Source organism: Bradyrhizobium sp. 44, assembly GCF_023073095.1.
GTDB lineage: Bacteria > Pseudomonadota > Alphaproteobacteria > Rhizobiales > Xanthobacteraceae > Bradyrhizobium.
The window spans coordinates 156,326-166,627 of record NZ_JADPIY010000016.1 but is presented as its reverse complement, the minus strand read 5'-3'; the positions used below and the strand labels follow the sequence as shown (position 1 = coordinate 166,627).

Annotated in this window: 8 protein-coding genes; 2 read left to right on the top strand and 6 right to left on the bottom strand. The window is 63.2% G+C overall.

What is annotated here, in order from left to right; all coding sequences use genetic code 11:
* Nucleotides 1–5 precede the first annotated feature (5 nt).
* Nucleotides 6–779, bottom strand: coding sequence for a hypothetical protein (locus tag IVB41_RS17345; RefSeq protein ID WP_247433160.1), 774 nt, complete (start codon nt 777–779; stop codon nt 6–8).
* 293 nt (nt 780–1,072) lie between these two features.
* On the opposite strand from IVB41_RS17345, the gene IVB41_RS17340 reads away from it, so the two are divergent.
* Nucleotides 1,073–2,104 carry an ABC transporter substrate-binding protein gene (locus IVB41_RS17340; RefSeq protein ID WP_027569223.1) on the top strand — a complete coding sequence of 344 codons (1,032 nt, stop codon included), beginning with the start codon at nt 1,073–1,075 and terminating at the stop codon, nt 2,102–2,104.
* On the top strand, nt 2,101–4,821 hold the full coding sequence (locus tag IVB41_RS17335; protein ID WP_247433157.1) for a hybrid sensor histidine kinase/response regulator: 2,721 nt from the start codon (nt 2,101–2,103) through the stop codon (nt 4,819–4,821). The genes IVB41_RS17340 and IVB41_RS17335 overlap by 4 nt, the downstream gene beginning before the upstream one ends.
* On the opposite strand, the gene IVB41_RS17330 is transcribed toward IVB41_RS17335, so the two are convergent.
* From IVB41_RS17330 to IVB41_RS17310, 5 genes are read right to left on the bottom strand one after another with little or no spacing between them, the layout of a single operon-like run.
* Nucleotides 4,818–5,786 carry a LysR family transcriptional regulator gene (locus IVB41_RS17330; RefSeq protein ID WP_247433154.1) on the bottom strand — a complete coding sequence of 323 codons (969 nt, stop codon included), beginning with the start codon at nt 5,784–5,786 and terminating at the stop codon, nt 4,818–4,820. The genes IVB41_RS17335 and IVB41_RS17330 overlap by 4 nt on opposite strands.
* Nucleotides 5,787–5,830: 44 nt before the next feature.
* The gene (locus IVB41_RS17325; protein ID WP_247433151.1) at nt 5,831–7,504 is read right to left on the bottom strand and encodes a carbon-nitrogen hydrolase family protein; all 1,674 of its coding nucleotides are present in this window, start codon (nt 7,502–7,504) and stop codon (nt 5,831–5,833) included.
* A 31-nt stretch (nt 7,505–7,535) separates the two neighbouring features.
* On the bottom strand, nt 7,536–8,372 hold the full coding sequence (locus IVB41_RS17320) for an ABC transporter ATP-binding protein (RefSeq protein WP_247433148.1): 837 nt from the start codon (nt 8,370–8,372) through the stop codon (nt 7,536–7,538).
* A 12-nt stretch (nt 8,373–8,384) separates the two neighbouring features.
* Complete coding sequence (locus IVB41_RS17315) at nt 8,385–9,380, bottom strand: ABC transporter substrate-binding protein (RefSeq protein ID WP_245287845.1); 996 nt, start codon at nt 9,378–9,380, stop codon at nt 8,385–8,387.
* Nucleotides 9,381–9,408: 28 nt separating this feature from the next.
* Entirely contained in the window at nt 9,409–10,194 is a 786-nt protein-coding gene (locus IVB41_RS17310; RefSeq protein WP_027569218.1) for an ABC transporter permease, read from the bottom strand.
* Nucleotides 10,195–10,302: the final 108 nt, after the last annotated feature.

Sequence of the window (10,302 nt, the reverse complement as noted above, 5' to 3'; positions counted from 1 at the left end):
CCGCATCAGAACTGGCCGGGCGGCAGCTTGAAGATGTCGGGGCTCTTGGCGTCGGCCACGTAGAACAGCAGCAGGCTGGTCGGCGTCAGCACTCGCTGGTTGTTGTCCTTGTTCTCGAACGTGCCCTGGAGAAGCAAAATGACCGAGCGGTCCTTGGCGTCGCTGCCGCGGAACATCACGATGCCGCCGTTGACGGGCATGTTGACCGCGATGGAGTCGGGCTTGAAGCCCTCGCTGAGGAAATGGGCGCGCAGGATGTTGGCGTTGGAGAACAGCTTCTCCGGCGTGATCGCCGCGTCGGTGCCCTTCGACCAGACCGCGCCGACCTGGATCAGAGACTTCGACTTGTAGCCGAACACGTAGGAGAGTTCCGCGGTGCCGCCGTTCGGCAGCAGCTCGGGCGCCGAATAGAGCAGGCTGTGCGTCAGCTCGGATGCATTGTCCTGCGCCCTGGCGGCGTCGGGCTTCGCGCCGAAATCCTTGGCTATCGCCGCGCGCACGTCGGCCTCGTTCATCCCGAACTTGGCCGAGCGGAAGCCGTCGATCGCCTTGGAGTCGATCGCCTTGGACTTGTCGTCCGGGGCCGCTGTCTCGGCCGCGGCCGCCGACGTCGCGCCGGCAGCGACCGGCGTCCCGGCTGCTGCGGGAGCGGCACCGGCGGCGGCTCTCGGTGCCGTCGCAGCTTTCTGCTTTGGCACGGCGCCCTGGGCCGCAAGGGGGCCCGCTGAAACGGAGGTGAGCAGGCCGACGAGGGCCGGAACGAGATAGATCTTGCGCATCGAAAACCTTCGAAAAAATTTGAAACAACGCTTCAAAAATCAGCAGCTACGAAATCGGCCTCCCCGAACCGTCATCACGACCGAGACGGAAAATGTTGCAACGCCGCAGTGCGTTACAAGGTGTCACGGAGGAGGCAAGGTTCGAACAGCGACTCTTTGGCGGCGTAGGAATACGGTATCGGGCTGCCAAACGCTGCGAATGAGCAGTCACAAACGCAATTTTTCATCAATTGTGGATGCCGGCCGTTCGCGCTAAGCATCGGCTTGGGGCAAAGCATCATGCAAAGACTTTCATGACCGAACGGCCTTCCGCGCTCGCGGTCGATCGCCGCGGGTTCATTCGCCTTGCGGGCACAACCGCCGCAGGATGGCTGGCGCTCGGCGCAACATCTGATCGCGTGAGGATCGTGGCATCGCTGACGGCGTTGCCGCTCGACGACGAACTGACCAGAAGGAGCATGATCGACAGCCCGACCTCCCGCCTGGGTGGCCTCATCGTGGGCTTGAGGCAGCGAGGCTGGGTCGAAGGCGTCAATTTCCGCCTCGAACTCCGTTCGACCTTCGGCGCGCCGGACAGACTGAAAACCGCGGTCCAGGAATTGCTGGCGCTCAAGCCGGATGTGATCCTGACCGGCTCGACGGTCGAAACCGCAGCAGTCCTGGCGGCCACCAAAACCATCCCGATCGTGTTCGCGACCGCCAACGATCCCGTCGGCAACGGCTTCGTCGAAAGCCTCGCCCATCCCGGCGGCAACGTGACCGGCTTCACCAACAGCAGCGCCGAGATGGGCGGCAAATGGCTTCAGCTCATCCGGGAGGCGGTGCCGGATCTTGCGCGCGTCGGTATCCTGTACAACCCGGCGACCACGCCTCGCGGCGGCCGCTTCTTCCTCGATTCCATCGAGCAAGAGGCAGCACTGGCCGGCGTGTCTGTGGTCCCCGCCCCCGTCAGCGCGCCAACCGAGATCGACGAAGCCGTCAGGCCCTTCTCCGAACCGCCCAAGGCGGCGATGATTGCGCTGGTCGATAGCTTCCTGGTGGTCCACCGGCAGGCTGCGGTGGCCGCGGCGGCCAAATATCGCGTGCCCACGATTTACCCGTTCTATTATTTCATGGATGCGGGCGGCCTGATGAGCTACGGGCCGACGCTCGAAGTGCGCTCGGCTGACTATGTCGATCTCATCCTGCGCGGCACCAAGGCCGGCGATCTGCCGGTGCAATCGCCGCGGAAATACGAACTCCTGATCAACCGCACGGTCGCCCGCACGCTGGATTTGACCATACCATTCACGCTGCTCGCGCGCGCCGACGAGATCCGCGAGTGAACGAGACGATCGACCGGGGAGATTTGCGGCCACCTCCCGGCCGGCTGTTCCGCAAATACCTCTACTCGATCGTCGCGCTCGCTTTCGCCGCGCTCGCCATCAACACCGGCTTCGACGTCTGGTTCTCCTATCGCGAGCAGAAGCAACTACTGGCGGCGACCCAGCGCGAGCAGGCAGCAAGCGCCGCCATCCAGATCGGCCAGTTCATTGGCCAGATCGAAAACCAGATCAGATGGCTCTCGCGCCTGCCCCCGGAACTGTCCACGAACGAGGACCAGCGGCTGAACGCCATCCGCCTCCTGCGCCTCTCGCCGGCGATCGCGGAAATCGCCGAGCTCGACGCCCAAGGCCGCGAGCAGGTGCGCGTGTCGCGCCGTGTCGCGGACAGGATCGGCAGCAAGGCCGACCTCTCCGCTTCGCAGGCCTTCCGCGGCGCCAATGAAAGCCGCGCCTATTACGGGCCGGTCTACTTCCTCGGCGACACCGAGCCGTTCATGACGCTCGCCACGCGCGGAACCGGCCTGACGCCGGATGTGATTGTCGCCGAGGTCAATCTTCGCTTCATCTGGGACCTCGTCGCCGGGATCCGGGTCGGCAACACCGGCAAGGCCTATGTGGTCGATCGGATGGGGTTGTTGATCGCGCATCCCGATTTGTGGCCGGCACTGCGTCGCAGCGATCTCTCCGGCCATGCCGACGTCCGCGCCGCGCTCGATGGCGTCGGGCCGCCCTCCGGCGGCCTGGTCAAGGAGGATCTGTCCGGTCAACGCGTGCTGTCGACCTATGCGACGGTCCCCTCGCTGGGCTGGCTGGTATTCGTCGAGCTGCCGCTCACCGAAGCCTATGCGCCGATCTACGCGTCGATCGGACGCTCGACTTTTCTCCTGGTCATCCTGCTGGCATGTGCGGTGCTGGTCTCTCTCTTTCTGAGCCGGCGCATGACCGTGCCGATCCAGATCCTGACGCAGGGCGCGCGGCGGATCGGCAGCGGCGACCTCGGCCTGCGGCTCGCGATCAAGACCGGTGACGAGCTGGAGGCGCTCGGCGATCAGTTCAACCGGATGGCCGCTCACTTGCGCGAATCCTATGCGACGCTCGAGCGCAAGGTGATCGAGCGCACCTCCGAACTGGAAAAGACCCGTGACCAGGCCCTTGCCGAGCACGATGCCGCCGAGCGCGCGCGCAGCGCGGCGGTCGCGGCCAACGAGACCAAATCGCGCTTTCTCGCGGTCGTCAGCCACGAGCTGCGCACGCCGCTGAACGGTGTCATGGGGGTGCTGCAACTGCTCGACGACGGCAGCCTCGGCGAAGCGCAGCGGCGCCACCTCACGACCGCGGCCGCGTCGGGCGAAACGTTGATCGCGCTGGTCGACGGCATCCTCGAATATGCGCGCCTGGAGGCCAGCGCCGAGACTCTGGAGACCCGCGATTTCCGCCTCGACCAGCTCGTCGAAACGGCGGCCGATCTGATGCGTCCGCAGGCCTCTCACAAGGGTCTCTCCTTCGATCTCGCCTGCGATGCGACGATCAATACCTCCGTGCACGGCGATCCGGTGCGTCTCAATCGCATTCTGCTCAATCTGATCGGCAACGCGATCAAGTTCACCCCGCGCGGCGGCATCGGCTTGAGCGCGGCCGCCGAGGAACATGACGATCATGTGCTGCTGCGCATCACCGTTCGCGATACCGGCATCGGCATCGCGCCCGACATGCACGAGCGGATTTTCGAAGATTTCGTCCAGGCTGACGACAGCATCGCGCGGCGGTTCGGCGGCACCGGCCTGGGCCTCGCGATCGCGCGGCGCCTCACCCGCCTGATGCGCGGCGAGTTGACCGTGGCGAGCACGCCGGGTACGGGCAGCTCGTTCATGCTTGAGATACCGCTTGGCCTCGCCGCGAACGGCATCGTGCAAGGCGCGGTTCAGCCGCCATCGCGGCAGCTTCGCGTGCTGCTGGTCGACGACGACCCCGTCAATTGCGAGGTCGGCGAAGCGATGTTGAAGAGGCTCGGCCACCACGCCACCATCGCCACGAACGGCGCGTCGGCCATCGCACTCGCCCGCGATCAAGCCTTCGACATCATTCTGATGGATCTGCACATGCCCGACATGGACGGCGTCGAGGCGGCATCGCGGATTCGAACGCTCGGTCTGCCGACCATGCCGCGCATCATCGCGGTAACCGCCGACATGTCGCGCCGCGCCCGCGAGCGGCTCGCGGGGGCAGGCATTGCCAGGATCGTCAGCAAGCCGATCCTGATCAACGCGCTGCGCGAGGCGATCGAGGACGATGCCCAGAACCAGCCCGCCGCGCCGCGGCTCGCGGCAGGCGCCTTGATCGACCGGCATTTCCTCGATGACCAGAAGGAGCTGCTGGGCGCAGCGCAGATCGCAAAACTCCACGACCTGCTGGAAGAGACGAGCGAAAAACTGATCGAGGACATCGCCAAGGCAGCAGTGATTGGCGATCCCGCGCAGCTCGCGCGATCCGCACACCAACTCGGTAGCGGCGCGAGTGCGCTCGGCCTCGTCCGCCTGTTCGAGCGCAGCCGCGAGGTCGAGCTGGCAGCAGCCTCGATGTCCTCTCCCGAATCCCAGAGCGCCGCCCGCGAGCTTGCCGTGCTTCGAGAGGCCTCGATGAGCGCGCTGGACGATCTGCTCCGGCCGGCGGAGCAGCGTTCGGTCACTAGCGCTTCGGGCAACGGGCCTTATGCCTAGGCGTGATGGCTCGCCGACATCAGGAAATCGACATCTGCCGCGACGCGTTTCTCGAGGAACCCCATCAAAGCCTTGATGCGGGAGATGTGCAGCAGGTCCTCGTGGACGGATAACCAGATGTCGCGGACGGAAAAATAGCTGGGCAGGATCGGGTGCAGATCCTTGTTGTGGGCGGCTACGTAGGACGGCAGCATGGCGATGCCGAGCCCGTTCGATGCGGCCACATATTGTGAGACCAGGCTGGTACTGCGGAAGACGACGTGGGCCGGCCGCAGGATGTCGGACAGCCAGCGGTTCTCCTTGATGTGGATGTGCTCGTCAATGAAATCGACGAAGTCGTGATTGTCGAGGTCCTTCAGGTCGGAAGGTGCCTGTGCGCGATGCAGGTAACCGCTGGAAGCGTAGAGAAAGCTCCTGAACTCGCCGATCTTCTTCACCGAGAGTCGCCTTCCCTTTGGCTTGAAGAAGCTGATGAAGATGTCGGCCTCGCGCCGCGTCATATCGAGGAGGCGGGTATCGGTGATTAACTCGACCTGGATCGAGGGCCACGCCTTGCTGAAGGCGGCCATGCATCTCGTCAGGTACATGCTGCCGATGCCTTCCATGGCCGCAATTCGCACTGCTCCGGCGGCGTCCGCGTTCTCGGAACCGACCACGGTCTCGATGATGGCGTTGGCGTTGTTCTCCATGCCTTCGGCAAACTGGAGCAGCCGCACACCCGCTTCGGTCAGGGCGAAGCCTGCCTTGCTGCGCTTGAACAGCGTGGTGTTGAGGCTGCGTTCGAGTTCTCTCACCCGACGGCTGACGGTCGTGTGGTCGACCTTCAACTTCTGGCCCGCGCGAACGAGATTGCGGGTGCGCGCAACCTCCAGGAAGAAGATGACGTCGTCCCAATTGTAACGCAGAGTTCGCGCAGCCTTTGCCACCTCGGCCGTCCTGATATTCTCGTTCGCGAGCTTTGGCATCTAACACTCGCCACTTTCGGGCATATCGGCCGGTACCGCAACCGTCAGGCGGCGATGATCGGGGCGTAGGTCTCGACCAGCCGGTTCGCGAACATGTCGACCTTCGGGATCATCAGCTTCTGCCGGCAGACCGCGAGATCGATGTGCTTGGGCATGACAGCGCCGAGCTTGAGAACGCGCGGCGCTACGACGTTGATGTCCCAGAGCGGAAATCCCGTCGGCGGGATCACGAGGCTGCCGCCCGGATAGGGCGAATCGACGCGGTTCGCCAGCACCACCGCTACGCGATTGTCCTCGGCCCTCGGAACGGCCAGCAGTTCGCGTTCGAACGGCTCGCGCAGCGAGGCTGGCCACAAGATGATATCGGCAGCCGCGATGCCGAGGCAGCGCGAGACCTCCGGGAATACCGCGTCATAGCCGGACATGATGCCGATGCGGCCGAATGGCGTCTCGAACACCGGATATTCATCGCCCGCCCTTGCCCATTTCCGCTCCTCGGCTGTCAGATGGGTCTTGCGGTACTTCCCAGCGTCCTTCCCGTCCGGCCCGATCAGGAACGTCGTCACGTACAGTCCGGCTGCGGCGCGCTCCACCGTAGGGAGTGCGATCAGGCAGTGGTAGCGGGACGAGATCGCGGCCATCCTCGCCAGCAAAGTCGGCGTTTGATCGGCCAGCACCGCGGCCTCCGCCGCGTTCGGAATGGCGGTCGGACAGAATGCGTATTCCGGCAGCGTGAGGACCTTGATGCCGAGCTTGGCCGCGTGATCGACCATATCGAACACGTCTTCGGCCGGACTGTCCTTGGTGACGTGCATCTGCACGGCCGCGACCTTGGCAACGGATTTCGCCGGGATCAGCGGCTGCTCCGCGATCCTGTAGACCGGCGTCTTCTCATAAGGCAGCGCCATCAGGCCGTAAGTCTCGGGGCGGCGATCAGCGATCTTGTCGTTCGCCGAATAGATCGATTTGTCGTTCGCGGCGTCGAGATCGATATCGGCGACGGCCATACCGTGCGTATCGTACGGCACCTTCGACAGCACGCGTCCTTTGGGATCGACGATCATGCTGCCGCCGGGATAGTAGATCGACCGCTCATAGCCGGCCTTGGTGGCGGCCACGAGCCACAGGCCGTTCTCGTAGCTGCGCGCCGGGCCCCACATGTCCGCCTGGTCCATGCTGAAGAAATTCGCCATGTCGACGATTACTTCGGCACCCTGCAGCGCCATCGAGCGGAAGATCTCGGGAATGCGTCCGTCAAAGCAAATCAACAGGCCTATCTTTCCGAGGTCGGTATCCACCACCGGGCAGCCGCGCTCGCCGAACGCAAACCAATTCTGATCGTGCGTGGCAAGGAACTGCTTGTGGTAATGACAGACGGTCTCGCCGTTTCGGCCGAACATGATGCCGGTATTGAATATCTTCTCCTTGTCCGGATCCCACTCGGTGACGCCGCTGGCGATGTAGATGCGGTGCTTTTTGGCGAGCGCGGACAACGCCGTCACGAACGGGCCGTCCTTCATGGTCTCGGCGAGTTCACGGCAATGCTCGACCGAGTCGAAGAGGTAACCGGTGTCCATGCATTCGGGGAACACCACCAGCTCGGCTCCCTGCCTCACCGCATCCTCGACGTATTGCGTCGCCAACGCGATGTTGTGGTCAAAGTCTCCCAAGCGGGCGAGCGTCTGGACGGCGGCAGCGCGGAAACGGCGCTTCGTCATGTTGGTCTCCATCTTTCGAAGATTGATCGAATTAGTCCCGTTTGACTTCCCGCCAGAAGCGGTCGAGGCAATGGCGTTTCAGCTTGATGAATCCCTCGCCGGTGGTGACGTCGAGGTCGCGCGGCCAAGGCAGATCCACCGGAACAACTTCCGCCACTCGCGTCGGCCGACGCGTCAGCAGCACGACCTCGTCAGCGAGCTGTATGGCCTCCTCGAGATCGTGCGATACGAGCAGCATCGTCGTTTTCAGCTTCATGAAGATGTGCTGGAGCCGTTCGCGCATGAACAGCGTCATCTCGTAATCCAGCGCAGAGAAAGGCTCGTCGAGGAATAGCACCTCGGGTTCCGTCACCAGCGCGCGCAGGATCGAAACCGTCTGCTGCTGGCCTCCGGATAGCGTGTAGGGATAGGCGTTGAGGTCGAACGGCACGTCGAAATCGGCGAGCAGCTTTTCGACACGCTGGCGGCGCTCCTTGCGGTCCACCCCGATCACTTTCAGGGGATAATGGATGTTGTCGATCGCGCGCATCCAGGGAAACAGCGCCTCTCTGTAGTTCTGGAAGACGTACGATATCCTGGTGTCGCGGATGGTCTGGCCGTCGTAAAGCACCTCACCCGCGTCCATTGGCATCAGGCCGGAGATCATGTTGATGAAGGTGCTCTTGCCGCAGCCGTTCGGGCCGAATACCGAGATGAACTTTCCCATCGGAAGGTCGATCGAGAAGTCGTCGTAGATCGTCGTGCCCTGAAAGCTCTTGCTCAGTCCACGCACGGTCACATAGGCCTGCCGCGGTTTGCGCGACAGGACCGGCGACGGGCCCTCGGTTTCTGGCTGGCCCACGCTGCGGATCGCGGTCACTTTCCCCATCGGAATGTCCACTCAGTTTCCGAGATCGGACTTGGCAAGGATCTTGTCCTTGACGTTGATTGGGCCTGCCACCACGCCTTCCTTGATGAAGATGTCGACCAACGCCTGGTACGACCTCATGTCGGTCTCGTTGAGGTCCTTGAAACCGCGTAGAAGGGGCTGCGCCAGAAAGTCGAGCTGATCTTCCTTGGTGGGTGTGTATTTGGTGAGGATCGGCTTGTACTTTGCGAAATTGGCGTTGACGAGGTCGGTCGCCTCGTCGAGGACGGCCACCACCTTGCGCGCCGCGTCAGGCCGCTCTTTCAAGAACTTCGTGGTCATGAGCGAAGCTCCGGAATAGAACGGATCCGCAATCACGCGCGCGACCGGATTGGTCATGGCGCGGGCCGCCTTGCCCGAAGCGACGGCGATCGATCCGACCGGCTCGAGCGACAGCGTCGCATCGACCGTGCCGCCGACCACGGCAGGAATCTGCATGGCGACCGCGAGATCGACCAGCTTGACGTCGGTGTCGGGATCGAGGCCCGCCGATCGGACCATGTGGCGGGAGATGGTGCGCCACTGAATCCCCGGAACGTGACCGAGCGATTTCCCCTTCAAGTCGGCAAAGCTCTTGATCGGGCTGTCAGGCTTGACGATCAGGCCGTCATTGATGCGATCAACGGCGATGCCCCCGCCCTGCAGCCCGAACACCTTCAGCTTGCCGGGAAATTTGGCCTCCGCGATCATCGCGATGCCGGCCGCCGCGCCGGGCGGACCGAAGTCCGCGCGCTCCGCGATCAGCGCGTCGATGATCTGGTTCGGCGCTTCCATCTTGGTGGAAACAATCTCGATGCAGGCCTTCTCGAACAGCTTCTCTTCGAGCGCGACGTAATAGGCGGTGGTCTGCATGATCGGCAACCAGACCGCCGTCACCTTCTCGGTCTTTTCGCAGGCCGCATGTGCGCCGGTCACGCCGAGCAGGAACGTGGAAGCTGCGAATGCTCCAAGGAATCTCTTCATCTGCATGATGGCCTCTTCGTTTTGATTAGGCGGTCTATTTGCCGGACCAGTGAATGAGCGAACGTTCGATCGTCAGAAGCACGAGGTTGAGCCCGTATCCCATCGCGCCTGCGATCAGAATGGAGCCGTACATGTCAGTGAGCGAGTACGAGATCTGCGCGTCGATGATGCGGTGACCGATGCCATCGGTCGCGCCTATGAACATCTCGGCGACGATAATCACGACCAGCGCAAGCGACACCGCGGTACGCAGGCCGATGAAGGTCTGCGGCAAGGTTTCGTAGAAGATAACGTCCTTGAAAATGCGGAGCGACGACGCCCCCATTGAGCGCGCTGCGAGGATGCGGGTCTGACGAGCATTCATCACGCCGTAGGCGACGTTGAAGATAATAACGAGCCAGGCGGCGAAAGCGGCGACTGCAATCTTGGCAAAATCGCCAAGGCCGAAGAGCAGCAGGAACAGCGGAAACAATGCGGTCGCCGGCGTGGAGCGGAAGAAGTCCACCAGGAATTCGACCGAACGATAGATCGCGGCCCTGGCACCGAGTACGATACCGATGGGGACACCGGCAACCACGGCGATCAGGGTCGAATAGCCGACGCGCGCGATGGTGTGGACGAAATCGCCGGTCATCTTGCCGGCGGCGATGCTGGCCGCGGTGTCGCGCAGCGTGTCGACCGGCGACGGCAGCAGATCCTTGTTGACCAGCTGCCCCTTGAACGCGATCCACCACAACGCGAACAGCAGCAGCGGCCCGATCGCGAGTTCGATGGCGCGCTTCACCTTTGGATTCGATATCGCTTCATTGATCAATTGCATCGGCATCCTCGTGGTCTTCGCGCCTCGCTGCGTGCCTTCCGCCGTGAGCACGAGAAGTGTTGGCTTCGGGAGCCCGAAAGAAAATGGCGAGATGTGCAATCAATCGTG

Bases quoted from the DNA above. Each gene is read 5' to 3' on its own strand.
- IVB41_RS17345 (WP_247433160.1), bottom strand. From the start codon at position 779: ATGCGCAAGATCTATCTCGTTCCGGCCCTCGTCGGCCTGCTCACCTCC.
- IVB41_RS17340 (WP_027569223.1), top strand. From the start codon at position 1,073: ATGACCGAACGGCCTTCCGCGCTCGCGGTCGATCGCCGCGGGTTCATT.
- IVB41_RS17330 (WP_247433154.1), bottom strand. From the start codon at position 5,786: ATGCCAAAGCTCGCGAACGAGAATATCAGGACGGCCGAGGTGGCAAAG.
- IVB41_RS17325 (WP_247433151.1), bottom strand. From the start codon at position 7,504: ATGACGAAGCGCCGTTTCCGCGCTGCCGCCGTCCAGACGCTCGCCCGC.
- IVB41_RS17320 (WP_247433148.1), bottom strand. From the start codon at position 8,372: ATGGGGAAAGTGACCGCGATCCGCAGCGTGGGCCAGCCAGAAACCGAG.
- IVB41_RS17315 (WP_245287845.1), bottom strand. From the start codon at position 9,380: ATGCAGATGAAGAGATTCCTTGGAGCATTCGCAGCTTCCACGTTCCTG.
- IVB41_RS17310 (WP_027569218.1), bottom strand. From the start codon at position 10,194: ATGCAATTGATCAATGAAGCGATATCGAATCCAAAGGTGAAGCGCGCC.